The sequence below is a fragment of the Comamonas sp. SY3 genome (assembly GCF_041730275.1).
Classification (GTDB): domain Bacteria; phylum Pseudomonadota; class Gammaproteobacteria; order Burkholderiales; family Burkholderiaceae_C; genus Comamonas; species Comamonas sediminis.
The window spans coordinates 56,027-79,409 of the sequence record NZ_JBGTYN010000007.1 but is presented as its reverse complement, the minus strand read 5'-3'; the positions used below and the strand labels follow the sequence as shown (position 1 = coordinate 79,409).

The 23,383-nt window shown below is 64.0% G+C and carries 22 protein-coding genes; 7 read left to right on the top strand and 15 right to left on the bottom strand.

Features of this window, described 5'->3' with window-relative positions:
- Nucleotides 1–83: 83 nt before the first annotated feature.
- The gene (locus ACCQ08_RS11410; protein ID WP_373449826.1) at nt 84–872 is read right to left on the bottom strand and encodes a DUF3025 domain-containing protein; all 789 of its coding nucleotides are present in this window, start codon (nt 870–872) and stop codon (nt 84–86) included.
- Between the two features lie 20 nt (nt 873–892).
- The gene (gene pyrC, locus ACCQ08_RS11405) at nt 893–1,936 is read right to left on the bottom strand and encodes a dihydroorotase (RefSeq protein WP_373449825.1); all 1,044 of its coding nucleotides are present in this window, start codon (nt 1,934–1,936) and stop codon (nt 893–895) included.
- Between the two features lie 153 nt (nt 1,937–2,089).
- On the opposite strand from pyrC, the gene ACCQ08_RS11400 reads away from it, so the two are divergent.
- On the top strand, nt 2,090–2,995 hold the full coding sequence (locus ACCQ08_RS11400) for an amino acid ABC transporter substrate-binding protein (protein ID WP_312411130.1): 906 nt from the start codon (nt 2,090–2,092) through the stop codon (nt 2,993–2,995).
- 176 nt (nt 2,996–3,171) lie between these two features.
- Here ACCQ08_RS11400 and ACCQ08_RS11395 read toward each other — a convergent pair whose 3' ends face one another.
- The 5 genes from ACCQ08_RS11395 to ACCQ08_RS11375 form a co-directional block, all read right to left on the bottom strand.
- Nucleotides 3,172–3,909, bottom strand: a complete 738-nt coding sequence (locus tag ACCQ08_RS11395) for an amino acid ABC transporter ATP-binding protein (protein WP_230780669.1) — start codon at nt 3,907–3,909, stop codon at nt 3,172–3,174.
- A gap of 24 nt (nt 3,910–3,933) precedes the next feature.
- Complete coding sequence (locus tag ACCQ08_RS11390) at nt 3,934–4,605, bottom strand: amino acid ABC transporter permease (protein WP_239809555.1); 672 nt, start codon at nt 4,603–4,605, stop codon at nt 3,934–3,936.
- Between the two features lies 1 nt (nt 4,606).
- Nucleotides 4,607–5,362, bottom strand: coding sequence for an amino acid ABC transporter permease (locus ACCQ08_RS11385; protein ID WP_239809556.1), 756 nt, complete (start codon nt 5,360–5,362; stop codon nt 4,607–4,609).
- 124 nt (nt 5,363–5,486) lie between these two features.
- Nucleotides 5,487–6,386: an amino acid ABC transporter substrate-binding protein gene (locus ACCQ08_RS11380; protein WP_312411139.1), complete on the bottom strand. Its 900-nt coding sequence runs from the start codon at nt 6,384–6,386 to the stop codon at nt 5,487–5,489.
- Between the two features lie 294 nt (nt 6,387–6,680).
- Nucleotides 6,681–7,619, bottom strand: a complete 939-nt coding sequence (locus ACCQ08_RS11375; RefSeq protein WP_239809558.1) for a LysR substrate-binding domain-containing protein — start codon at nt 7,617–7,619, stop codon at nt 6,681–6,683.
- A 280-nt stretch (nt 7,620–7,899) separates the two neighbouring features.
- Here ACCQ08_RS11375 and ACCQ08_RS11370 point away from each other — a divergent pair, with 280 nt between their 5' ends.
- From ACCQ08_RS11370 to ACCQ08_RS11360, 3 genes are all read left to right on the top strand, one after another.
- Complete coding sequence (locus ACCQ08_RS11370) at nt 7,900–8,484, top strand: TRAP transporter small permease (RefSeq protein WP_312836545.1); 585 nt, start codon at nt 7,900–7,902, stop codon at nt 8,482–8,484.
- A complete protein-coding gene (locus tag ACCQ08_RS11365; RefSeq protein WP_373449824.1) occupies nt 8,481–9,779 on the top strand; it encodes a TRAP transporter large permease in 1,299 nt (432 codons plus the stop codon). Before ACCQ08_RS11370 ends, ACCQ08_RS11365 begins: the two co-directional genes overlap by 4 nt.
- A 90-nt stretch (nt 9,780–9,869) precedes the next feature.
- Nucleotides 9,870–10,907 (top strand): DctP family TRAP transporter solute-binding subunit, encoded by a 1,038-nt coding sequence (locus ACCQ08_RS11360; protein WP_239809561.1) that lies wholly within the window; start codon nt 9,870–9,872, stop codon nt 10,905–10,907.
- Nucleotides 10,908–11,011: 104 nt separating this feature from the next.
- Here ACCQ08_RS11360 and ACCQ08_RS11355 read toward each other — a convergent pair whose 3' ends face one another.
- A complete protein-coding gene (locus ACCQ08_RS11355) occupies nt 11,012–11,992 on the bottom strand; it encodes a Bug family tripartite tricarboxylate transporter substrate binding protein (protein ID WP_373449823.1) in 981 nt (326 codons plus the stop codon).
- Between the two features lie 584 nt (nt 11,993–12,576).
- Between ACCQ08_RS11355 and ACCQ08_RS11350 the strand changes: the two genes are divergently transcribed.
- Together ACCQ08_RS11350 and ACCQ08_RS11345 are read left to right on the top strand one after the other, a co-directional pair.
- Nucleotides 12,577–12,876, top strand: a complete 300-nt coding sequence (locus tag ACCQ08_RS11350; RefSeq protein WP_239809563.1) for a hypothetical protein — start codon at nt 12,577–12,579, stop codon at nt 12,874–12,876.
- 226 nt (nt 12,877–13,102) lie between these two features.
- Nucleotides 13,103–15,343 (top strand): protein-disulfide reductase DsbD family protein, encoded by a 2,241-nt coding sequence (locus tag ACCQ08_RS11345; protein WP_373449822.1) that lies wholly within the window; start codon nt 13,103–13,105, stop codon nt 15,341–15,343.
- 71 nt (nt 15,344–15,414) lie between these two features.
- Here the strand turns inward: ACCQ08_RS11345 and ACCQ08_RS11340 are convergent, their stop codons facing one another.
- The 5 genes from ACCQ08_RS11340 to ACCQ08_RS11320 form a co-directional block, all read right to left on the bottom strand.
- A complete protein-coding gene (locus tag ACCQ08_RS11340) occupies nt 15,415–17,373 on the bottom strand; it encodes a family 2A encapsulin nanocompartment cargo protein cysteine desulfurase (protein WP_373449821.1) in 1,959 nt (652 codons plus the stop codon).
- A 14-nt stretch (nt 17,374–17,387) separates the two neighbouring features.
- Entirely contained in the window at nt 17,388–18,320 is a 933-nt protein-coding gene (locus ACCQ08_RS11335; RefSeq protein WP_239809565.1) for a family 2A encapsulin nanocompartment shell protein, read from the bottom strand.
- 61 nt (nt 18,321–18,381) lie between these two features.
- Nucleotides 18,382–18,660, bottom strand: a complete 279-nt coding sequence (locus ACCQ08_RS11330; RefSeq protein WP_021028780.1) for a helix-turn-helix domain-containing protein — start codon at nt 18,658–18,660, stop codon at nt 18,382–18,384.
- On the bottom strand, nt 18,657–19,595 hold the full coding sequence (epsC, locus tag ACCQ08_RS11325; protein WP_239809566.1) for a serine O-acetyltransferase EpsC: 939 nt from the start codon (nt 19,593–19,595) through the stop codon (nt 18,657–18,659). The genes ACCQ08_RS11330 and epsC overlap by 4 nt, the downstream gene beginning before the upstream one ends.
- Nucleotides 19,596–19,643: 48 nt before the next feature.
- Nucleotides 19,644–20,117, bottom strand: a complete 474-nt coding sequence (locus tag ACCQ08_RS11320) for a rhodanese-like domain-containing protein (RefSeq protein WP_239809567.1) — start codon at nt 20,115–20,117, stop codon at nt 19,644–19,646.
- A gap of 342 nt (nt 20,118–20,459) precedes the next feature.
- On the opposite strand from ACCQ08_RS11320, the gene ACCQ08_RS11315 reads away from it, so the two are divergent.
- On the top strand, nt 20,460–21,014 hold the full coding sequence (locus ACCQ08_RS11315) for a hypothetical protein (protein WP_312530348.1): 555 nt from the start codon (nt 20,460–20,462) through the stop codon (nt 21,012–21,014).
- Between the two features lie 6 nt (nt 21,015–21,020).
- On the opposite strand, the gene ACCQ08_RS11310 is transcribed toward ACCQ08_RS11315, so the two are convergent.
- Nucleotides 21,021–22,358, bottom strand: coding sequence for a sulfatase (locus ACCQ08_RS11310; RefSeq protein ID WP_373449820.1), 1,338 nt, complete (start codon nt 22,356–22,358; stop codon nt 21,021–21,023).
- A 41-nt stretch (nt 22,359–22,399) separates the two neighbouring features.
- Nucleotides 22,400–23,383, bottom strand: coding sequence for a Bug family tripartite tricarboxylate transporter substrate binding protein (locus ACCQ08_RS11305; RefSeq protein WP_373449819.1), 984 nt, complete (start codon nt 23,381–23,383; stop codon nt 22,400–22,402).

Genomic DNA, 23,383 nt, shown 5'->3' with positions numbered 1-23,383 from the left:
GAGGGGAACACAGTGCTCGGTAGCTGGGGGCAATGTCTTGGTAATTCAAGACCTTACCTCCACTTTATGGCGACGGCGGGTGCTTATGATGGTTGTGGCCGTCGGGCCGAGCGAAATACGTCTGGGTCATCGTAGAAGGAAACATGCTGGTTGCCCTGGCACCATCCCGGAATGCCCAGCACCGGCAACGGTGTGAAGGGCTTGCCCGCCAGGTGCGCAGCGTCCAGTGCGTCGGCGATGACCTCGTCGATATTGTCCACGATCGGCCAAGGCTGCGCCGGGCAAAAAACATGCGCGGTGATTGGTTTTCTGGGGGTGATGAGCTTTTCCAGCAGCGCATGGCCGATGACGATGAGCTGCGCCTGCTGCCACAGCGGCCGCAGCTCGACAAAGAGCCGCTGCCATTGGCGTTGCTGCAGCGCCTGCCACAGCGCATCGGGCGCAAGCAGCACCGCGCCGTTTTCGTCGAACAGGGTCAGCGCATCGCGCAACGGGCCCCGGCGGGCACCCACACCGCCCGCCTGTTCGATCGCCTGGGCCTGCAAGGCGTTGAGCCCTGCCTTGCTGCGCGCAAAGCGCTGCCAGACCAGGCCGTTGAGCCCGTCGTGCATGTTTTCTCGGGAAGGGATGCAGCCGGTGCGCGCAATGAAGCGCTCGTAGGCCTCACCTGGCGGCAGCGCCGACTGCGGCACAAAACGCCGGCCGCAGTCGCCCAGGCGGTTGAGCAAGTCGGGCATCGCCAGGCCTTGCCGTTCCAGCGCGCTGACCTGCAGGCCCAGCGCCCGGTAGGGCTGCAGCCAGGGCGCCTGCCAGTCCAGCGATGACCAGCCGGGCTCGGGCGGAATGTCTGCAGTGGCCCGGCCGTTATTCACGCATCAAATGACAAAAATGCTCAGTCTGCCAGCTTCCAAGGCAGCGCTTCGCCCGAGCGCAGCGGCTTGAGATCGGCCTGGCCAAAGGGGTAGGACTCGGGCGGGGTCCAGGATTCACGCACCAGCGTGATGCGGTCGGTGTTGCGCGGCAGGTTGTAGAAGTCCGCACCATGCAGGCTGGCAAAACCTTCGAGCTTGTCCAGCGCGCCCGCCTTGTCGAAGGCCTCGGCGTACATCTCGATGGCCGCATGCGCGCTGTAGCAGCCCGCGCAGCCGGTGGCATGCTCCTTGAGCTGGGCGGCATGCGGGGCGCTGTCGGTGCCCAGGAAGAACTTGGGGTTGCCGCTGGTGGCGGCCTGCACCAGCGCCAGGCGGTGTTCCTCGCGCTTGAGCACCGGCAGGCAGTAGTAATGCGGACGGATGCCACCGGTAAAGATGGCGTTGCGGTTGAACAGCAGATGCTGGGGCGTGATGGTGGCGCCGACGAAGCGGTCGGTCTCGGTCACGTACTGGGCCGCTTCGCGTGTGGTGATGTGCTCGAAGACGATCTTCAGCTCGGGGAAAGCGCGGCGCAGCGGCACCATGTGCTGGTCGATAAAGGCCGCCTCGCGGTCGAACAGGTCGACCTCACTGCCGGTCACCTCACCGTGCACCAGCAGCAGCAGGCCTTCGCGCTGCATCGCTTCCAACGTGGGGTAGATCTTGCGGATATCGGTCACCCCGTGGTCACTGTTGGTGGTGGCGCCGGCAGGGTAGAGCTTGCAGGCCACCACACCGGCGGCCTTGGCACGCACGATCTCTTCGGGAGCGAGCTTGTCCGTCAGGTACAGGGTCATCAGCGGCTCGAACCTCAGGCCCTGGGGGATGGCCGCCACGATGCGCGCCTTGTAGGCCTGTGCCAGCTCAGCGGTCGTGACCGGTGGCTTGAGGTTGGGCATGACGATGGCACGGGCGAATTGCCGCGCCGCATGGGCCACCGTGGTAGCCAGGGCGGCATCATCGCGCAGATGGATGTGCCAGTCGTCGGGTCGGAGGATGCTGATGGAGGAGGGTGCGGTGCTCATCCCGCCATTGTCGCACCGGTCATGCGGGCGTCATCGCTGTGACCGAGCATGGCGCAAAAGTAACTCAATGTTAAGGGTCGATGCTCATAGAGTACACAGTCTCTATGCGTATCATAGATGGCTGTAGGAATTCTTAATCAAGGACTGTGCAACATGTGGCTAAACCATATTTTTCGCGGCGCTGTGCTGCTGTGCCTTGCCAGCAGCAGCCTGGCTCAGACCCCTTTGCCCGACAGTTGGGACAAGATCAAGGAGTCGCAGCGCATCACCGTGGGCTACCGCCCGGACGGACTGCCTTTTGCCTACGAGATGGGAGAGACCAAGAAGCCGGTCGGCTACGCCATCGAGATCTGCCAGGCGCTGATCGCCAAGCTCCAGCAGAGCATGGGCCTGGCCAGGCTCGATATCCAGTACCGTGCCATCAACGGCCAGACCCGTTTCACCGACCTGGCCAGCGGCGCCATTGATGTCGATTGCAGCAACACCACCAACACCAAGGACCGGCGTGAGAGCAAGCATGTGTCCTTCAGCCTGCCCTACTACATCGCCGGCGTGCGCATGCTGGTCAGGTCCGACAGCGGCATCAACGATGTGGATGACCTCTCGGGCAAGCGCGTGATCACCACCAAGGGCACCACCTCGCTGCAGGTGCTCGAGCGCCGGGTGGCCGTCAATGGCCTCAAGATCCAGCACAGCGAGTGCCTCACCCATGACGCCTGCTTCAAGGCCGTGCAGGCGGGCACCGCCGATGTCTGGCTGATGGACGACATCCTGCTGGCCGCCCACCGTGCGCAGTCGGAGAAGCCCGAACAGGTCAAGCTGATCGGCAAGCTGATGTCGATCGAGCCGCTGTCGCTGATGATGCGTGACACCGATGTGCGCATGAAGAAGGTCTTCGACGCCGAGATGCGCGTGCTGTCGCAGAACTTCGAGATCACGCGCCTGTACAAGAAGTGGTTCGAGTCGCCGCTGCCGGGCAAGAGCTTTGCGCTGAATGTGCCGATGTCCTACCTGCTCACCGACATGCTGCGCTTCCCCAGCGACAAGTTCGACAACTGATGTCTCCGGAGCCGCATCCTGCGGCCCCTGTCTGCCGGCCCAGCGCTGCCCGCAGCGCGCGCCGCCCAGCCCCAGCGCAGGGTCCACGATGGCGGTCCGCCCCTCCCCCCCCCAACCATCCGCCCATGAAAAATGGCCGCATAAGCGGCCATGGTCGTGTGCGAGAGACGCTGCAATCAGTGTTGCAGGATCTTGCCCAGGAAGTCCTTGGTGCGGGGCTGGCGGGCGTCGGGGTTGCCGAAGAAGTCTTCCTTGGAGCAGTCCTCCAGGATCTTTCCGCCCACGTCCATGAAGATCACGCGGCTGGCCACCTTCTTGGCAAAACCCATTTCGTGCGTCACGCACATCATCGTCATGCCTTCGTTGGCCAGGCCGATCATCACGTCCAGCACTTCGCCAACCATTTCAGGGTCCAGCGCGGAGGTGGGCTCGTCGAACAGCATCACGCTCGGGTCCATCGACAGTGCACGGGCAATGGCCACGCGCTGCTGCTGACCACCGGACAGCTGACCCGGGAACTTGTCCTTGTGCGCCATCAGGCCCACACGGTCGAGCATCTTCAGGCCACGGGCCTTGGCATCGTCAGCGCTGCGGCCCAGCACCTTGATCTGGGCGATGGTCAGGTTCTCGGTCACCGACAGGTGGGGGAACAGCTCGAAATGCTGAAACACCATGCCCACGGTGCTGCGCAGCTTGGGCAGGTCGGTCTTGGGATCGTGGATGGGCGTGCCATTGACCCAGATCTCACCCTTCTGGATAGGCTCGAGCGCATTGATCGTCTTGATCAAAGTCGACTTGCCCGAACCCGAAGGACCGCAGACCACCACCACCTCGCCTTTGGCGATGCTGGTGGAGCAGTCGTTGAGCACCTGGAAGCTGCCATACCACTTGGAGACATTCTTCATTTCAATCATTTGGATATCCTTTGTATTGCAGCATCAACGGATGATGGCGATCTTCTTGTGCAAACGCTTGACGAACCACGACAGCGTAAAGCAGATGATGAAGTAAAGCACGGCGGCAGCCAGATAGGCCTCGACCGGACGGCCGAAGTTCTTACCCGCCACTTCAAAGCCCTTGAGCATGTCGTAGGCGCCAATGGCATAGACCAGCGAGGTGTCCTGGAACAGGATGATGGTCTGCGTCAGCAGCACCGGCAGCATGTTGCGGAAGGCCTGGGGCAGCACCACCAGACGCATGTTCTGCCCATAGGTCATGCCCACGGCCTGACCGGCATACACCTGACCCCGCGGAATGGACTGGATACCGGCGCGCATGATCTCGGAGAAGTAGGCGGCCTCGAACGCCACGAAGGTGATGACCGCTGACATCTCCGCCCCGATGGGCTTGCCGATCAGCAGAGGCACCAGCAGGAAGAACCACAGAATCACCATCACCAGCGGCACCGAACGCATGCCATTGACATAGATGGTCGCAGGCACGACCAGGATCTTCTTGCCCGACAGGCGCATCAGCGCCAGCAAGGTGCCAAAGAGGATGCCACCGAGGGTGGCAACGATGGTCAGCATTACGCTGAACACCAGCCCCTTGATGATGAAGTTCTGGATCAGGTCCCAGTTGTAGAACGAAAAATCAAGATTCAAATTCATCTCAGTGACCTCCGGAGCCGCCAGCGGCGATAAAGCCCGGGATGCGGCTCTTCTTTTCAATGAAGGCCATGATGCGGTTGATCACGAATGCCGAGATCATGTACAGCGCGGTCACCGCCAGGTAGACCTCGATGCCGCGAGAGGTTTCCTCTTGCGCCTGCATCGCGAACAGGGTCAGCTCGGCCACCGACACGGCGAAGGCCACCGACGAGTTCTTGAAGATGTTCATCGACTCGCTGGTCAGCGGTGGAATGATGATGCGGTAGGCCATCGGCAGCAGCACATAGCGGTAGTACTGGAAGGTCGTGAAACCCAGTGCCATGCCTGCATAACGCTGGCCACGGGGCAGCGCCAGGATACCGGCACGCAGCTGCTCGGCAATACGCGCCGACGTGAAAAAGCCCAGCGCCAGCACCACCAGCAGGAACCCAGGCACTTGCTTGAGCGCAGGGAACATCGCAGGCACCACGTGGTACCACAGGAAAATTTGTACCAGCAGCGGGATGTTGCGGAACAACTCCACCCAGGCATTGCCCAGGCGCACGGTCCAGGGCCGGTCCGGCAGCGTACGCAAGGTACCGATGATGGAGCCGACGATCAGCGCGATCACCAGCGCGCACAAGGAAACGGAGATAGTCCATCCCCATGCAGACAACAACCAGTCCAGGTACGTGATATCGCCGTTTTTACCGAAACAGCCCTGCACGACCTGGCGCTCAATCGTGTCTTCACAAAATACTTGCCAATCCCAATTCATAGGACTACCTCTTTTTTTGTCTTTGTAGCAATGTTTGGTACCTGGTTGCAACTGACAGAAACCAGTACCAACAAAAACGCCCCCCCAAACCCCAGGCTGGAAGGGCGGTACCTAAATGGTGTGCTTACTTGACTTCGTAGGCTTCCATGGGCTTGTCGTTCGGGTTGGCCCAAGCATCCTTGGTTGCCGCCGACAGCGGCAGACCCACCTTCACGTTGTTAGGAGGGATGGGTTGCATGAACCACTTGTCGTACAGCTTCTCGAGCGAGCCATCCTTGATCTGGCGCACGATGGAGTCGTCCACGGCCTTCTTGAAGGCAGCGTCGTCCTTGCGCAGCATGCAGGCGATAGGCTCGACCGACAGCACTTCACCGACGACCTTGTAGTCGGCAGGCGCCTTGGACTTGGAGATGTTGGCGGCCAGGATGGAGCCGTCCATGATGAAGGCGTCGGCACGGCCGGACTCCAGCATCAGGAAGCTGTCTGCGTGGTCCTTGCCCATGACTTCCTTGAAGGTCAGGCCATCAGCGCGCTTGTTCTTGCGCAGGGTCTGCACCGACGTGGTACCGGTCGTGGTCACGATGGTCTTGCCGTTCAGGTCCTTGATGCCGGTGATGCCGGAGTTGGCCTTCACCGCGATGCGCACTTCTTCCACATAGGTGGTGAAAGCGAAAGCAGCATCCTTTTGGCGCGACTGGTTGTTGGTGGTGGAGCCGCACTCCAGATCCACGGTACCGTTCTGCACCAGAGGCACGCGGTTTTGCGAGGTCACGGGCTGGTACTTGATGTCCAGCTTGGACAGGCCCAACTGCTTTTGCAGGTCGCCCACGATGTGCTCAGCCATCTCGGTGTGGAAGCCGACGTACTTGCCGTTACCCAGCGTATAGCCCAGGCCCGAAGACTCGCGCACGCCCAGCGTGATGCTGCCAGACGACTTGATCTTGGCCAGCGTATCGCCCGCTTGCGCAAACGCGCTACCTGCCGCAACCGCTGCGACCGCAAAAGCCAGCAAATGTTTCTTCATCATCAGACCTCCAGATAAATCAATTAAGTTGACAACTATGGGCCTCGGAAGACGCCAAAGCGACAACTGACACGCAACGTATTGTGCAGTCCGTCCAGATAATGCCAGCAGACTGAGCGCTGCAATTATCCGGAAAATTACCAATGAATTGCTAACAATTCATAGGCTTTTTCGAACAAATCGCGTACATCTAACCAACTGCAACACGAGCAATCCGCAAGCATTGCACAGAAATTCTGTAACGCATATTAGAAATTACCCTGCAAATTCAGACAATCTATATTCTTATAGATCTCATGGATTCTGCGCAGGGTTCCGGGACACCAGGTAGTCCCACAGTGCCTGGGCGCCGGACTTCACGGCATCGCTGGACTGGGGCTTTTCCCGGTAGGCGCGCACATCCATCGCGACTTCCCACTGGGTGGAGCTGGGGTAGTCGGCGCGCACCAGCTTCTTGGCCTTCAGCTCCTTCTTGGCAGCGCTTTGCGGCAGGAACGCCAGCCCGTGCCCTTCCATCGCCATGGCCTTGAGGCCTTCGGCCATGTCGGTTTCGTAGACGCGGTCCAGATAGGCAGGCTCGGGCGCCTGCTTGAGGGCCAGGTCGGTCACGCGGCTGAGATAGGCACCCGGCGCATAGCCCAGGAACGGCAGCGGCACCTCGGCTGCGCCGGGCAGCAGGAAAAGCGGCAGGCCATCGAGCCCCGGCTTGCAATAAGGCGCCATCACCTCGCGGCCCAGGCTCACCATTTCATAGCGCTGTGGGTCCAGCTGGATAGGCTGGGATTCATGGTGGTAGGCAATCAGCAGATCACAGCCGCCCTCGACCAGGCGCATCACCGCATCGTGCACGTTGAGGGCGATCAAGCGGCTCTTGAACAGGCCGAAGTCATTGCGCAGGCCCGACACCCAGGTCGGGAAAAAGGTGAAAGCCAGCGTGTGCGGGACGGCAAAGTCGATGATGTCCTTGCCCGAGGACGAATGTACCCGCAGCATCGCACGCGTGCTCTGCACCGCCTGCAGGATCTCGATGGCCTGGTTGTACAGCGTCTTGCCCGCTGGCGTCAGCCGCGTTGGGTAGGAGCTGCGGTCCACCAGGTCCGCGCCCGCCCAGGACTCCAGCGCCTGAATCCGCCGCGAGAATGCCGGCTGGGTGACATGGCGCAACTGCGCCGACCGGCTGAAACTGCGCGTTTCCGCCAGACTCACAAAATCTTCAAGCCACTTGGTTTCCATCCGCGCATTATCCACACGCCCATCACCGTTGGGGACAAGTTGCTCGCCGAGATGTGCTGCCTGCACCGGCAACACAGGCGACTGAGAGGGCCCATCCCCGGGAAAAGGATGGCTTGCAAGCCCACCGTTCAGGCCCATAATCGGGCCCCACTGGCCCACCGGCCAGGTGCGGCGCTGCCGCTGATACCGATCTATCCGATACCGATGGTCCGCCCACAAGGCGGTTTGTGTTCTCCGCATCCACCCTTGGCTCTGCCAAGCCCTCTCGCGACCGGTTGTTATGGCATCACCCTCCCCTCATTCTTCGGGCGGCAGCAGCGCTGACCCCTCCAGCACCCTCCCCAGCGAGCCCGCCCCTGCCCGAGGGCTGTGGCTGGAAGACTGGCTCACGGTCGTGATCATGGCGCTGCTGGCGCTCATCACGTTCGCCAATGTCATCGTGCGCTACTTCACCGATGGCTCGTTTGCCTGGACCGAAGAGATCTCGGTGTTCCTGATGATCCTGCTGGCCATGGTGGCCGGCTCGGCAGCCGTCGCGCGCAACCTGCACATCCGCATCGAATACTTTGCCGAACGCGGCGACGCGCGCCGGCGCAAGGCCTTTGCCCGCTTTGGCGCGTTGACGGTGGCCCTGCTGTTTGCACTGATCTGCGTGCTCAGCATCCGCGTCGTGTATGACGACTACCGCTATGAGGAAACCTCGCCAGGCATTGGCGTGCCGCAGTGGTGGTACTCCATCTGGCTGCCGGTGTTCTCCGCGCTGATCACCCTGCGCGCGCTGGGCCTGTTCCTGCGCCAGGGCCGGGCCAGCTTTGCCCATGTGTACTCCGAAGGCGGCGATGCTGCAGCCAAGGAGCACGCATGATTGCCACCCTGCTCTTTATCGGCTTTATTGCGCTGATGCTGCTGGGCGTGCCCATTGGCGCCGCGCTGGGCCTGGCGGGCGCCGTAGCCATTGCGCTGGCCAATGCCGATGCGCAATGGTTTGGCCTGCTGGCCATTCCGCAGAATTTCTATGCCGGCCTGGGCAAGTACCCGCTGCTGGCCATTCCGATGTTTGTGCTGGTGGGCTCGATCTTCGACCGCTCCGGCGTGGCGCTGCGGCTGGTCAACTTTGCCGTGGCCATCGTCGGGCGCGGCCCGGGCATGCTGCCGCTGGTGGCCATTGCCGTGGCCATGTTCCTGGGCGGCATCTCGGGCTCCGGCCCCGCCAATGCAGCGGCGGTGGGCGGCGTGATGATTGCGGCGATGAGCCGTGCCGGCTATCCGGGCAGCTTCTCGGCCAGCGTCGTGGGAGCTGCTGCAGCCACCGACATCCTGATTCCTCCGTCGGTCGCCTTCATCATCTACTCGGTGCTGGTGCCCGGGGCCTCGGTGCCGGCGCTGTTTGCGGCCGGCATGATCCCCGGCATTCTGGCGGGTCTGGCGCTGATCATCCCGGCGGTCTGGATGTCGCGCAAGCACAAGATGGGCGCGCTGGAAGCCAGCCTGCCCCGCCCCGCATTCTGGAAGAGCCTGCGCGAAGCGGCCTGGGGCCTGGCCGCGCCGGTGCTGATCCTGGGCGGCATGCGCATGGGCTGGTTCACACCCACCGAGGCAGCCGTGGTCGCCGTGTTCTACGGTCTGTTCGTCGGCATGGTCGTGCACCGCACGATCGGTATGCGCGACCTGTTCCCGATCCTGCGCGAGGCCGGCGAGCTCTCGGCCGTGATCCTGATCGTGGTGTCGCTCGCAGGCATCTTCGCATTCTCGCTGTCGACCCTGGGCGTGATCGACCCGATCACCAACGCGATCGTCAACTCGGGCCTGGGCGAATGGGGTGTGATGGCGCTGCTGATCCTGATGCTGATCACCGTGGGCATGTTCCTCGACGGCATCTCCATCTTCCTGATCTTTGTGCCGCTGCTGATGCCCATCATGCAGCACTACCACTGGGACCCCGTCTGGTTTGGCGTGATCCTGACCCTGAAGGTGGCGCTGGGCCAGTTCACGCCGCCGCTGGCAGTGAACCTGATGGTCAGCTGCCGCATTGCAGGCGTGCGCATGGAATCGACCGTGCGCTGGGTCGGCTGGATGCTGTTTGCGATGTTCTGCGTGATGGTGCTGGTCATCGCCTTCCCGCAGCTGGCCCTGTGGCTGCCCGCCCAACTGGGCTACTGATCGGAGCCCGGGCTGGGTGCAGGCGCGAACGCCACCACCCAGCCCCCTGGATTTGCAAAATTCCCCCTTGAACCACCCGGAGACAACACCATGAAAACCCGTCAATTCCTTGCCACCGCCTTGGCCGCTGCTGCGGCGCTGAGCTTTGCCGCGCCGGCTGTACAAGCCCAGGGCAACTACAAAAGCGAGTACCGCATGTCGCTGGTGCTGGGCACGGCCTTCCCCTGGGGCAAGGGCGGCGAGATCTGGGCCAACAAGGTGCGTGAGCGCACGCAGGGCCGCATCAACATCAAGCTCTACCCCGGCGTGTCGCTGGTGCAAGGCGACCAGACGCGTGAGTTCTCGGCACTGCGCCAGGGCGTGATCGATATGGCGGTCGGCTCCACCCTGAACTGGTCGCCGCAGATCAAGGAGCTGAACCTGTTCTCGCTGCCGTTTCTGATGCCCGACTATGCGGCCGCTGACGCGCTCACCCAGGGCGAGCCAGGCAAGCGCCTGTTTGCCCGCCTGGAGAAAGCCGGCGTGGTGCCGCTCGCTTGGGGTGAGAACGGCTACCGTGAAATCTCCAACTCCAAGCATGCGATCAAGACCCCTGCCGACATGAAGGGCCTCAAGATCCGCGTGGTCGGTTCGCCGCTGTTTGTCGACACCTTCAGCGCACTGGGCGCCAACCCCACGCAGATGAGCTGGGCCGATGCCCAGCCTGCGATGGCCAGCGGCGCGGTCGACGGCCAGGAGAACCCGGTCGCCGTCTACCAGGCGGCCAAGCTCAACACCGTGGGCCAGAAGTACCTGACGCTCTGGGGCTACATCAACGACCCGCTGATCTTTGTCGTCAACAAGGACATCTGGGCCAGCTGGAGCAAGGCCGACCAGGACATCGTGCGCCAGGCCGCCATCGAAGCCGGCCAGGAAGAAATCGCCATTGCGCGCAAAGGCATGATCGAAGCGGACAAGCCGCTGGTCAAGGAGCTGAGCGCCAATGGCGTCACCGTGACCGAACTGAGCGCCGCCGAGCGCGAAGCTTTTGTGAAGGCCACCCGCCCGGTGTATGACAAGTGGAAGCAGCAAGTGGGCGCCGACCTGGTGACCGCCGCAGAGAAGGCCATTGCGGGCCGCAAGCAGTAAGAACGGCATCCTCCAAAACAAAACCACCGGCTGCACCGCCGGGTGGTTTTTTTGTAGCTGCTGCTTCAGGCGCCGCTTGCGTTCAACGCGGCGGGCCGCAGCCCTTATTCGATCTTGAAACCTGTTGACTTGACCACCTGCTTCCAGCGGTCGGTCTCGGCCTGGATCTCCTGCGCAAAGCTCTCGGGCGTGGTCTTCACGGGGATGTAGTCGTACTGCTTGAGCTTGGCCAGCACATCGGGCATCTGCATGACCTTGTCGATGTTCTGCGACAGGGCGGTCACGATGTCCTTGGGCGTGCCCTTGGGCGCGAGCAGGCCGGCCCAGGAGCTGAACTCCATGTCCTTGACACCCAGTTCGACCAGGGTCGGCACATCGGGGAAGGAGGCAGCGCGCTGGGGCAGCACCACGGCCAGCGCCTTGACCTTGCCGGCCTTGATCATCTCCACGGCGGCAAAGGAGTCAAACGAGAAATCCACCTCGCCGGACACGACGGCCTGCATCTGCGGGCTGGTGCCCTTGTACTGCGCATTGATGATCTGCGGCGCCTTGATCACGTGCTTGAACTGCTCGGTGATCAGGTTGATGATGGCGCTGCCTGACGACGCCGTCAGCGGCTTGTCCTTGTTCTGCGCCAGCGCGATCAGCTCTTGCAGCGTGTTGGCCGGCAGGTCCTTGCGGGCAATGATGATGAAGCCCACCGAGCAGACCTTGGCCACCGGCGCAAAGCTGGCGGCCGCCTCATAGGGCGCCTTGTAGATCACCGGGCTCAGGGTCTGGGCACCGGCGGTGTTGAACAGCAGGGTGTAGCCATCGGCCTGGGCACGGGCCACTTCGCCAGTGCCGATCATGCCGTTGGCGCCACCCCGGTTGTCGATGACAAAGCTGGCCTTCATCAGCTCGCCCATCTTCTGCATCACCAGCCGGGCCACCACATCGGTAGTGCCGCCTGCGGCGAAGGGCACGATCACACGCACCGGCTTACTGGGGTAAGTGGTTTGCGCCTGCGCCCATTGCGGCATGCTGGCGGCTCCCGCAACAGCGGCAACGGTGGTGAGGAAATGGCGGCGCTGGGTCATGTCCATGCAATGTCTCCTGTGTCTAGCTTTGGTTATCGGCCCATTGTGGGCAGCGCTGGCCGGGCTGTCTAATACTTGCCAGCAATCGCACCATTCGCAGCCGCTATGGCGTGATGGTTGCACAGGGCGGGCCCGCTGCTGCCCGGCAGCGGTGGGAGTCTGTCTCCCAGGCGTCTTGGCAAGCGAGTGCTGTGGAGCGGAGGGAGAGGCGAAGGCAGCGGCTGCATCGGGGTGCCGCAAGCGCAGCCGATGCGCTGCAGATCGCAGCGCGGCGGGAGACACTATCTAGTCGATAGTTTTTATCTTCTTAATACCGAATAAACATAGTCAATTTATACCCATGGTAAATACCCTAATTTAGGGTAAATACTAGGGTTAGCTGTCACATATTTGTAAAAGTTCCAAGCTAATTCAGCCAAATTTCGGAACAATCCGTTTGATTTTTGGCTATTTATCGAAGATAGATACCAATATAAACTTCATTCCATCGTTACACAAAAGCTGCACTGCAAGCCGCAAGCGCTGGCAGACACAGTCCAAGACGACGCGAATCGACCACCAGGCCGGACGCAACACCAAAGGAAAGAAAAATGAACGCACGTATTCTCGCTATCGCCGCTACCCTCGCTCTGGGTGCTTCCGTTGCCCAAGCCAACCCTTTTGAAGGCGACCAAGCCATCACCCCTCAAGCTGCTGCGACCAGCGCCGTGAGCCGCGCTGATGTGCAAGCCCAACTGGCTGAAGCCCGCAAGACCAACACGATGATTGCCCAAGGCAACCAGTCGACCGTTAACGCCTACGAACTGGGCAAGGGCCAACTGAGCCGCGCTGAAGTGACCCAGGCCGCCCGCCAGGCACTGGCCAACGGCTCGATCCTGGAAGGCGAATAAGCTTTCTCCCCCTGCCGGCACGCCCCCTGCCGGCACGCCCCCTGCCGGTACGGCATCCACGGGACGGCGCACACACTCCCCGTCCCGCTGGGAACAGGCCACTGCAATGCAGTGGCCTTTTTTGCGCCTGCTTGGCCGCCAGCGCGGAGGGGGCACAGGTTCTATGATGCGGGAACCTCTCTACGTATCTGTCCTCTCACCGCCAGACTCTCAGGTACCACGCGATATGCCCCATGCTTTCCTGCGCCGCTCGATAGGAGCGCTTTTTTTTACACTGCTTGTGCTGGTGCTGAGCGGCATGGCGCCGCCTGCCCAGGCCCAGATCAAGCTGCAGATCGGCAGCGGCGCCAGCGCCGCTGCGATGGACACGGCCTCCAGCGCTGCGGCTGGCAGCGTCGTGACCACCCCCCGGGTGCGGGCCGAGCTGGTGGCACTGGCGCCCCAAGGGGTGGAGCCCGGCAAGAGCATTGCGCTGGGCCTGCTGCTGGACCATCAACCCGAGTGGCACACCTACTGGACCAACCCGGGCGACTCGGGCCTGCCCACGCAGCTCCAGTGGCAGCTGCCGCCGGGCTGGGACGCCGGCGAGATCGCCTGGCCAACGCCCCGTCCGATCCGGGTCGGCAGCCTGGTGAACTATGGCTACGAAGGCCAGGTGCTGCTGCCCGTCACCGTGCAGATTCCCAGCGATTTCTCGGCCGATGCCCGCGATGTGACCGTGCGACTGCAGGCCAACTGGCTGATCTGCCGCGTCGAATGCATTCCGGAAGAAGGCCAGTTCAGCCTGACCCTTCCCACCAAGAGCAGCACCGCGCTGCATGCCGGCACCTTTGCCCAGGCCCATGCCCAGGCACCGGTAGCGCTGCAAGGCAGCAGCCAGGCCCGTGTCGATGGTGAAACGCTGAAATTGCATGTCACCGGCCTGCCCGCTGCGCTGCAAGGCCAGCGCCTGCAGGTGCTGAGCGAGAGCCCCGACACCTTGCACCATGCGATGCAGGACGGCCAGGACTTTACCCAGCAATGGGACGGCGCCGACTGGACCGCCGTGGTGCCGCTGTCGGCCAACCGGGGCCAGACGCCCGAGGACATTGCGCTGGTGCTGACGACCGACAAGCACACGGTCGTCGATGGCGCCGTCGGCTGGCGCACCGTGGCGCCCGTCAGTGGCCAATGGAAGGCCGCCTCCATCGCCCAGGTATCGCCCGAGCTGGCGGCAGCACTGGCAAAAAATGCACAGGCTTCCGCTCCGGCTCAACCCGCCTCTTCCGGCAGCCTCTGGCTGGCACTGCTGGGTGCCCTTGTCGGCGGCCTGATCCTGAACCTGATGCCCTGCGTGTTCCCGATCCTGGCGCTCAAGGTGCTGGGCTTTACCACCCATGGCAGCCAACTGCGTGAACAGCGTGCAGCAGGCCTGGCCTACACGGCGGGCGTGGTGCTTTCGTTCCTGGCGCTGGGCGCGCTGCTGCTGGCACTGCGCTCTGCGGGCCAGCAGCTGGGCTGGGGCTTTCAGCTGCAATCGCCGCTGGTGATTGCGGCGCTGGCAGCGCTGTTTACCGTCATTGGCCTCAACCTGGCGGGGATGTTTGAGTTTGGCAGTTTTGTGCCCGGCAGCGTGGCGGGCAAGCAGGCCAAGAGTCCCATCACCAATGCCTTCCTGAGCGGTGTGCTGGCGGTGGCGATTGCCTCGCCCTGCACGGCGCCGTTCATGGGGGCATCGATGGGCTTGGCCGTCAGCATGCCGGCTGCCGAGGCCCTGCTGGTGTTTGCCGCGCTGGGCCTGGGTATGGCAGCGCCCTATCTGCTGGCCAGCTGGATCCCTGCGGTGGTGCGCTGGCTGCCGCGCCCTGGCGCCTGGATGGACACCTTCCGCCGCGCGATGGCCTTCCCGATGTTCGCCACCGTGGTCTGGCTGGTCTGGGTGCTGGGCCAGCAAAGCGGCATCGATGGCGCAGCCACCCTGCTGGCCTTGCTGGTGCTGCTGGCGGCTTTGGTCTGGGCACTGGGTCTGCAGGGCCGTGCGCGCTGGGGCTTTGCGGTGCTGTCGCTGGCAGGCGGCCTCTACCTGGCCACTGCCATGGGCCACTACCTGACCACGCCCGCCCCCGCACCCGGCCAGCAGGCCAGCGGCGCGCTGTGGCACCCCTGGTCGGCGCAGAAGGTCAGCGAGATCAATGCAACCGGCAAGCCGGTGTTTGTGGATTTCACGGCCGCCTGGTGCGTTACCTGCCAGTACAACAAGCGCACCACGTTGAGCGACAGCCAGGTGCTCGCCGCTTTCGACAATAAGCAGGTGCACCTGCTGCGCGCCGACTGGACACGCCAGGATCCTGCGATCACCCAGGCACTGAACCAGCTGGGCCGCAGCGGCGTGCCGGTCTATGTGCTGTATGCACCGGGCAAGGCGCCGCAGATCCTGTCCGAGGTGCTGAGCGTCAAGGAAGTGGTGGACGCGGTGGCGCAGCTCTAAACCCCATCCCCATAAGAAAAGCGCCGGTTTTGTCCGGCGCTTTTCGTTCCTGCAAGGCTGAAATCAGCCGCTCAGCGCCGCCGCGCCGCGAGCTTGCGCACCTCACGCACCAGCTGGTCCACCTCGTCAAAGGTGTTGTAGAAGGCCAGCGAGGGCCGTACCGCAGTCTCGACCCCGAAGCGGCGCAGGATCGGCTGCGCGCAGTGGTGGCCGGTGCGCACGGCGATGCCCTCGGCATTGAGCGCCTGGCCCACCTCGTCGGTGCTGTAGCCGTCCAAGGTAAAGGCCAGCACGCTGGCCTTGCCGGGCACGGTGCCGATCAGGCGCAGCCCCGCAATGCTGGCCAGCTGCGCCATGCCGTAGTCCACCAGTGCGTGCTCGTAGCGGCTGATCTGCGCAATACCGATGCGCTCCACATACTCCAGCGCCGCGCCCAGGCCCACCGCATCGGCGATGTTGCCGGTGCCCGCCTCAAAGGTGTTGGGCAAAGGCTGGTAGACGGTTTTCTCGAACGTCACATCGGCAATCATGTTGCCGCCGCCCTGCCAGGGCGGCATGGCCTCGAGCACCTCGCGCCGGCCCCAGAGCACGCCAATGCCGGTAGGTGCAAAGATCTTGTGGCCCGAGAAGACAAAGAAATCCGCGCCCAGGTCCTGCACATCGACCGGGGTGTGCGCAATGGACTGCGCCCCGTCGATCAAGGTCGTGATACCCCGGCGCTTGGCGATTTCCACCACCTGCTTGACGGGCACCACCGTGCCCAGCACGTTGGAGACATGGCCGATGGCGACGATCTTGGTGCGGTCGTTGATCAGCTTCTGGTACTCGTCCAGCCGGATCTGGCCCTGGTCATCGACCGGAATCACCCGCAGCCGCGCGCCCTTGGCCGCCGCCAACTGCTGCCAGGGAACGATGTTGGCATGGTGCTCCAGGTGGCTGATGATGATCTCATCGCCTTCGCCCACATTCGCACCGCCCCAGGCCTTGGCCACCAGGTTGATGGCCTCGGTGGTGCCACGCACGAAGATGACCTCGCGCGCGTCGGGCGCATGGATGAAGCGCCGCACCACCTCACGGGCATGCTCATAGGCATCGGTCGCCCGCGCAGCCAGGGTATGGGCCGCGCGGTGGATGTTCGAGTTCTCATGCGCATAGAAATGGCTGATGCGCTCGATCACCTGGCGCGGCTTGTGCGTCGTGGCCGCATTGTCCAGCCAGACCAGCGGCTTGCCGTTGATGCGCTCGGACAGGATCGGAAAATCACGCCGCACCGCCTGGATGTCAAAGCCCGGATGGCGGTCCTGCTGCGCCGCATGGCCCGCCGCCGCACCCGGGGCCGCATGCGGATGCGGTTTGGCCGGCGTGACAAAGCCATTGGGCAGCTGCACCGCATGCACAAAGTAGTACTGCGGCGCAGCACCCGGCCCCTGCAGCGCTTGGCCCGGCAAGGGCGCATCCGCAGCGCGCGGCCCGCGCAGATCGATGCCGTCCAGATGGCTGTCCGGCGCCGCTCGGCGCGCCTGGTCGGCCAGCGCCTGCAACGGTGCATCGCTGGGCGCGGCGGCTGACGGCGCATCCAGAAAGTAATAGCCACTGGTCGCTGCGGGCACAGCGGCCGGCGCTGCGTTCGCAGGCGGCACGCCTTGCACCAGCCCGCCCAGGCGCGGCTCATAGGCGGGCAGCGCGCTGTGCAGAGTGTCAGGCACGCCATTGCCGGCGGCGGCATGGGGCAGCAAGGCCGGGACGCGGTGGGCGAGCGACAGCACCGGCGTGGGCGATGCCGGCAACAGATTGCTGCCCGGCAGCACGCCAGCGGGGAAGGGGGTGCCGGGCACGCTGGGCCCCAGGCCGGCCGGGCTGGCCAACGGCGAGCCCGGTGGTGCGATATTGACCGGTGCCTGCACACCTGGCGGCAGGCCGGCCGGCGCTGCAGGCCGATCGGCCCAGAGCGCCGTGGCCATCTGCGCCAGCAGCTCGGTGGAAATGGGCGCGCCCGATGGCTCGGGCAGGCCGGATACGGAGGAAACCATGGCGGCTCCTTTGCTCACTTGTAGGTATCGGGATAGTCGTGGTACTTGTTGATTTCCACGTCATCGAGCACGGCCAGCGCATCGGGTGTGTGCACTGCCAGCGAGCAGTACAGCGAGATCAGGTACGAGGCAATCGCATGGTTGTTGATGCCCATGAAGCGCACCGACAGACCAGGCCCCTGCTCGCCCGGCAGGCCTGGCTGGAACAGACCCACGACGCCCTGGCGCTTGTCGCCCACGCGCAGCAGCAGGATCTTGGATTTGCCATCGGCCACCGGCACCTTGTCCGACGGGATCAGCGGCACACCGCGCCAGGTGATGAACTGCGAGCCAAACAGGCTGGTGGTGGGCGGCGGGGTGCCCCGGCGAGTGGCCTCGCGGCCAAAGGCGGCAATGGTCAGCGGATGGGCCAGGAAGAATGCCGGCTCCTTCCAGACCTTGGTCAGCAGCTCATCGAGGTCATCGGGTGTGGGCGCGCCTGTCAGCGGGAAGATGCGTTGCTCTTCGGTGACCTGGGCCAGCAAGCCGTAGTCAGGGTTGTTGATCAGCTCGCTTTCCTGGTTCTCCTTGATGGTCTCGATGGTCAGACGCAGCTGCTCCTTGATCTGGTCATGCGGGCTGCTGTAGAGGTCCGAGACACGGGTATGCACATCCAGCACGGTGCTGACGGCGTTCAGGAAAAATTCGCGCGGCTGCGATTCGTACTCGACAAAAGTGCGCGGCAGCTGGTTCTCATGGGTCTTGGCAGTGCAGGCCACCCGGATCTCCTCCGGGTTCTTGACCTGGTTGAGCCGGTAGATGCCTGCCTCGACAGGCACCCATTGCAGCAGGTGGGTCAGCCAGCGCGGGCTGATCGTGGAAAGCTGGGGAACGGTCTTGGTGGCGTTGGCCAACTGCCGTGCAGCACTGTCACCCAATGCGGTCGTGCCGCCTACATTCGCTGTCATATCTCTCTCCGGTTGCGCGTGTGAATAAGCAGGAAAATCATCGCTCTGCAGCGCTGCTGCCTCAACCGGCTATCGCCGCCAAGCGCCGCATATGCTGGGCCCGCACCAGGTAGTGCTGGTGCAGCTCCTCACCGCGCAGCACCAAGGTGGACTGCGGCACCTGCAGCGCCTGGGCCAGCTTGCCGATAGTGGCCAGCGACACCGCCACCTGGCCGCGCTCGACCTCGCCCACATAGGAGCGGTTCAGATCGGCCTGCGCAGCCAGTTGCTCCTGCGACCAGCCCATGGCCTCGCGCGAGCGACGCACGGCCAGCCCGAAATGGTGGGAGAAATCATTCATAGCGCGGCCTCCTCAGCGGGCAACGTGGGTTCACTGCGGGGGCGCTGGGCCGCCGCTTGCAGCGAGGCCTGGGTCACATGGGCACCGGCGGCCACGCTCTGCGTCAGCCAGACATTGCCGCCAATGACAGCGCCGGCACCCAAGGTGACCCGGCCCAGGATGGTCGCGCCGGCATAGATCACCACGCCGTCTTCGACAATCGGATGCCGGGGCTGGCCCTTTTGCAGATGGCCTTGCGCGGTCTGCACAAAGCGCTTGGCGCCCAAGGTGACGGCCTGGTAGATGCGCACCTTGCGGCCAATCACCGCCGTCTCCCCCACCACCACCCCGGTGCCATGGTCGATGAAGAAGCCCTCACCAATCTGCGCACCGGGATGGATGTCAATGCCCGTCTCGCTGTGCGCCAGCTCGGACACGATGCGGGCCAGCAGCGGCAGTTGCAGCACATACAGCTGGTGCGCGATGCGGTGGTGGATCAGCGCCAGCACACCGGGGTAGCACAGCAGCACCTCGTCAACGGTACGGGCGGCGGGGTCGCCCTCGTAGGCGGCCTGCACATCGCTGTCGAGCAGGCGGCGGATGCCGGGCAAGGCCAGCGCAAACTGGCGCGTCAGCGCCTGGGCCTGCTCCTCAGTGCCCGCGGGGCTGCGCTGGGTGTAGCGCAGCTCCAGCGCGATCTGGGTCTGCAGCCGGTGCAAGGCGGCATCCAGCGTATGGGCGACATAAAAGTCCTCGCTCTCCTGCAGCAGATCATGCGGGCCCAGGCGCATCGGAAACAGCACGCCCTTGAGCAGGCCCAGGGTCTGTGCCAGCGCATCGCGAGAGGGGAACTCGCGCCCGCCGGGCTCCTGGCTGCGCTGGTGGGAATCACGCCAGTGGCGGCGCTGCTCGGCCAACTGTGCGGCCACTTCTTGGATGGGGAATGGGGTGGTCATGGGGTGCCTTCGTGGGAGATCAAAGCGCGCGCTGGGTGGCTCAGGACCTCAGTCCTGGACCCAGGGCAGCTGGTGGAAGCGCCAGCCATCGCCATGGCCACGCTGCTGCAACGCATCCAGCTCGCCTTCAAAGCCCTCTTGCACATTGAAGACATGGCGAAAGCCGGCGGCCTCGGCCGCCTGGGCAGCCAGCACCGAGCGTTTGCCGCTGCGGCACAGCAGCAGCGCCACGGCCTCCTTGCCGCCATGGGCAGACAGGCGCGCTTCCAGCTCGCGCACAAAGCGGGGGTTGCGGGTCAGTGCCGTGCCTGTCGCCCAGGGCACATGGATGCTGCCGGGCACATGGCCGACAAATTGGCGCTCTTCGGCCGAGCGCACATCGACCAGCACGGCCTGCTGCTGCTGCACCAGTTGCCAGGCGGCACGGGGGGGCACGCCGCCGGCGTAGCCCAGAGCCTGGTCCTGTGCCGTCTTCCAGGCCGCCTCCAGTACATCGGGCAGGCTGGTATCGGTTGTCGTCATAAATCGCCTCTACGGTCAAATGGATGGGGATAGCCACCAATTTAGGCCGCCAGACGCTGCAGGAACACGAATAAAAATGCGCTTGCACATGCAGTTTTCACATATGCGCAGGCGCAAGCCCTCGGCTCGCGCCTATAGCCACTTGGGCTGAATAGGTCTATATTGAAGTGAAGGTGTAGCGGGTGTGCTGTACCCATCAGCCAACGTCTTCTGCGCCTTGATTGCCGCATTGCAACAGGCCACATCGTGCATGCGGTTCCTTAAAACAGGGCTGCAATGCCCGCTGTGGGTCCTGGCAAGGGGCCTGCGGCCCGCAGTGACAGCCTCCAACAGGAGACAAAAATGGCTGTCATCACCCATGACCATGGATTGCATTCCGCCCCTCGCGAAGGCGCGCACAAGCGCCACTTCAGCGCCAAGCGGATCTGCCTGGGGATCGTGCTTTTGTGTGTAGCCCTCGCCGCTCTGGTGCTGCCGCTGGTCCGTGAAGGCTTGCAGCTGATCCAGACCCAGCTGCACTGGCCTGCCCTCTCCAGCTGGCTGGCCCAGGCCCCCATGGCCAGCTGGCTGATGATGTTTGTCTGGGGCGCGCTGGTGCCGCTCTCGCTGATCGCCATGCTGCGCTACCACCGCAATGCGCTGGGCGTTGTCGTGGCGCTGGCTTTTGCTGCGGTGGCCGTCATCTGGTATGTACACATGCCCGCCCAATCGGGCTGCGCGGCCCAGTACAAGGACAGCATCTGGTGCTCGGTCATCGCCTGGGGCTACAGCCTGAGCCTGGGCATCAGCAACGCCGTCTACCTGTTTGCGCTGGTGATGGCCTTGCTCGGCGGCATCAGCTTTGCGGCGATCCCTGAGGATGATGAAGAAGATACCGGGCAGCAAGCGGCCCAGTGATGATGCTCAACGCTGGGGCATGTCGGCTTCGGTGTAGCACAGGCTCACGGTCGCATCCCCCGGTATCGGTAGCATGCTGGCGTTCCAGGCCTCCCAGGCGGCCACCATGGCTTGCAGGCGCTCCGGCAGCACGCTGGCCAGGTTGGCGCGCTCGCGTTCGTCGGCGCGCAGGTTGAACAGATAGTCCACCCCATCGACGCGCAGGTATTTCCAGTCGCCATCGCGCATCGCGCGCTGGCCCCGGTGGTTCATGCGCCAGAACAGGGGCTGGTCGTCCTGCCATGCCGCGTCCTGCAACAGTGGCAGCAGCGATTGTCCATCCCAGGGGTAGCCGGCAGCAGGCTCGGCCCCGCCAATCTCCAGCATCGTAGCGCTCCAGTCCATCGTCATGCAGGTCTGGCGGCTTTCACCCGCAGGCGCAATCACACGCGGCCAATGGGCCACCCAGGGCACGCGGATGCCGCCTTCGGTCAGGTCCATCTTGCCGCCCACCAGCGGCCAGTTGTCCGAGAAGCGCTCGCCGCCGTTGTCACTGGTGAACACGATCAGGGTGTCGTCGGCCAGCCCATGCGTCTGCAAGCGCTCCACCAGGCGGCCAATGCCTTCGTCCATGTGGTGGATCATGCGTTGGTAGCTCTCGACATTGCCGCCATGCAGGTGGTAGATGGCCTGCTTGTTCTCCACCAGCTCGCGCGACAGCGCCTCGTCGTCCCGGGTTTCCCAGGGCCAGTGCGGCGCCGTGTAGTGCACGCTCAAAAAGAAAGGCGTGTCCTGCTGCGCGCCGGCCGCCATGCGGTCGATGTAGTCCACCGCGTAGTCGCTGATCAGGTCGGTCAGGTAGCCGGGCTGCTCGCGCTCGGCCTCGCCAAACCAGAGGTCATGCTGGCCGTTGGCACCACAGTGGCTGAAATAGTCCACCCCGCCCGACATGGGCCCGAAGAACTCTTCATAGCCGGATTGGAGGGGGCTGAAATGCGGCGGGTAGCCCAGGTGCCATTTGCCCATCAAGGCCGTGCGGTAGCCCGCCGCGCGCAGCAGCGACGGCAAGGTCGGGTGGCTGGGCGGCAGGCCCAGGTCCGGGTTGCCGCGTGTGGCAGTGCGGATCGGCTCCTCGGCCGCACCGCGCAGGCGGTACTGGTAGCGCGCCGTCATCAGCGCAAAGCGCGTGGGCGAGCAGACCGGCGAGTTGGAATAGCCCTGCGTGAGCTTGAGCCCCCCGGCAGCGAGCGCATCGATGTGCGGTGACACGGCGCCGAAGCTGGCGTTGCGGCCGCCATAGCAGCCCAGATCGGCGTAGCCCAGGTCATCGGCCACGATAAAGATGATGTTCGGTCGTTTCAACACGGGGTCTCGCTCACAGTCAGGGCAGTTCAGGGGAAAACGGATCAGGGCTTGTAGCCCGAGGTCTGGATCACCGGGGCCCACTGCTTCTTATAGGCCTGCAGCGCCTTGGCGGTCTGCTCGGAGGTGCTGGCCACCGGATCCAGGTAGTTGGCCGCAAACTGCCTGTGCACTTCCGGATCCTGCATCACCTTGTGGATGGCGGCGGCATAGCGCTGCACCTGGGCGGCAGGCATGGACTGGGGCGCAAAAAAGGTGTTCCAGCCGGCTGCAGACAGGTTCACACCCGCTTCCTTCAGGGTCGGCACATCGGGCACAACAGCATTGCGGGCATCGCCACTGACAGCCAGCAGGCGCAGCTTGCCAGCCTGGTGCTGCTGCACCAGGGTGTCGAGCGTATCGACCGCTACCGGCACCTGCCCGCCCATCAGATCGGTGAGCAGGGGCGCCGAGCCCTTGTAGCCCACTGCCTCGGCCTCGACGCCAGCTTGCTGGCCAAGCATCAGCGCAAAAAAGTGCGGCAGGCTGCCGGTGGCAGGCACGCCGATATTGGCCTTGGCCGGGTTGGCCTTGAGCCATGCCAGCAGATGCTTCATCTCCTTGACCGGCACGGCGCTGGCCACGGCCACGCCAAACACATAGCGGTTGACTTCGCTGACCGGCACAAAATCCTGCTCGGGGTCGTAGCCCAGGTTGTTCACCACCAGCGGCGCCACCACCATGACGGCGGGGTTGGCCAGCATCAGCACCGGCTGGCTGGCGGGCGCGTTCTTCACGAACTGCGCAGCCACGCGGCCGCCGGCGCCCACCTTGTTTTCGACAATCACGGTGCTGCCCAGGCTGGCCTGCAGCTTGTCGGCCACGATGCGCGCGACGCGGTCGGTCGCCCCGCCGGGCGGGTAGCCAACGATGATGCGCAGCACGCCATCCTGGGCCTGCGCGGGCAAGGCCCACATCGAAGAGGTAGTGGCCAGCACCGAGGCAGCCAGGGCTGCGGACTGGCCGAGAAAATGACGACGTTGAACCAT

Coding starts and splice junctions, on each gene's coding strand:
- pyrC (WP_373449825.1), bottom strand. CDS start 1,936: ATGAGCACCGCACCCTCCTCCATCAGCATCCTCCGACCCGACGACTGG.
- ACCQ08_RS11400 (WP_312411130.1), top strand. CDS start 2,090: ATGTGGCTAAACCATATTTTTCGCGGCGCTGTGCTGCTGTGCCTTGCC.
- ACCQ08_RS11395 (WP_230780669.1), bottom strand. CDS start 3,909: ATGATTGAAATGAAGAATGTCTCCAAGTGGTATGGCAGCTTCCAGGTG.
- ACCQ08_RS11390 (WP_239809555.1), bottom strand. CDS start 4,605: ATGAATTTGAATCTTGATTTTTCGTTCTACAACTGGGACCTGATCCAG.
- ACCQ08_RS11385 (WP_239809556.1), bottom strand. CDS start 5,362: ATGAATTGGGATTGGCAAGTATTTTGTGAAGACACGATTGAGCGCCAG.
- ACCQ08_RS11380 (WP_312411139.1), bottom strand. CDS start 6,386: ATGAAGAAACATTTGCTGGCTTTTGCGGTCGCAGCGGTTGCGGCAGGT.
- ACCQ08_RS11375 (WP_239809558.1), bottom strand. CDS start 7,619: ATGGAAACCAAGTGGCTTGAAGATTTTGTGAGTCTGGCGGAAACGCGC.
- ACCQ08_RS11370 (WP_312836545.1), top strand. CDS start 7,900: ATGGCATCACCCTCCCCTCATTCTTCGGGCGGCAGCAGCGCTGACCCC.
- ACCQ08_RS11365 (WP_373449824.1), top strand. CDS start 8,481: ATGATTGCCACCCTGCTCTTTATCGGCTTTATTGCGCTGATGCTGCTG.
- ACCQ08_RS11360 (WP_239809561.1), top strand. CDS start 9,870: ATGAAAACCCGTCAATTCCTTGCCACCGCCTTGGCCGCTGCTGCGGCG.
- ACCQ08_RS11355 (WP_373449823.1), bottom strand. CDS start 11,992: ATGGACATGACCCAGCGCCGCCATTTCCTCACCACCGTTGCCGCTGTT.
- ACCQ08_RS11350 (WP_239809563.1), top strand. CDS start 12,577: ATGAACGCACGTATTCTCGCTATCGCCGCTACCCTCGCTCTGGGTGCT.
- ACCQ08_RS11345 (WP_373449822.1), top strand. CDS start 13,103: ATGCCCCATGCTTTCCTGCGCCGCTCGATAGGAGCGCTTTTTTTTACA.
- ACCQ08_RS11340 (WP_373449821.1), bottom strand. CDS start 17,373: ATGGTTTCCTCCGTATCCGGCCTGCCCGAGCCATCGGGCGCGCCCATT.
- ACCQ08_RS11335 (WP_239809565.1), bottom strand. CDS start 18,320: ATGACAGCGAATGTAGGCGGCACGACCGCATTGGGTGACAGTGCTGCA.
- ACCQ08_RS11330 (WP_021028780.1), bottom strand. CDS start 18,660: ATGAATGATTTCTCCCACCATTTCGGGCTGGCCGTGCGTCGCTCGCGC.
- epsC (WP_239809566.1), bottom strand. CDS start 19,595: ATGACCACCCCATTCCCCATCCAAGAAGTGGCCGCACAGTTGGCCGAG.
- ACCQ08_RS11320 (WP_239809567.1), bottom strand. CDS start 20,117: ATGACGACAACCGATACCAGCCTGCCCGATGTACTGGAGGCGGCCTGG.
- ACCQ08_RS11315 (WP_312530348.1), top strand. CDS start 20,460: ATGGCTGTCATCACCCATGACCATGGATTGCATTCCGCCCCTCGCGAA.
- ACCQ08_RS11305 (WP_373449819.1), bottom strand. CDS start 23,383: ATGGTTCAACGTCGTCATTTTCTCGGCCAGTCCGCAGCCCTGGCTGCC.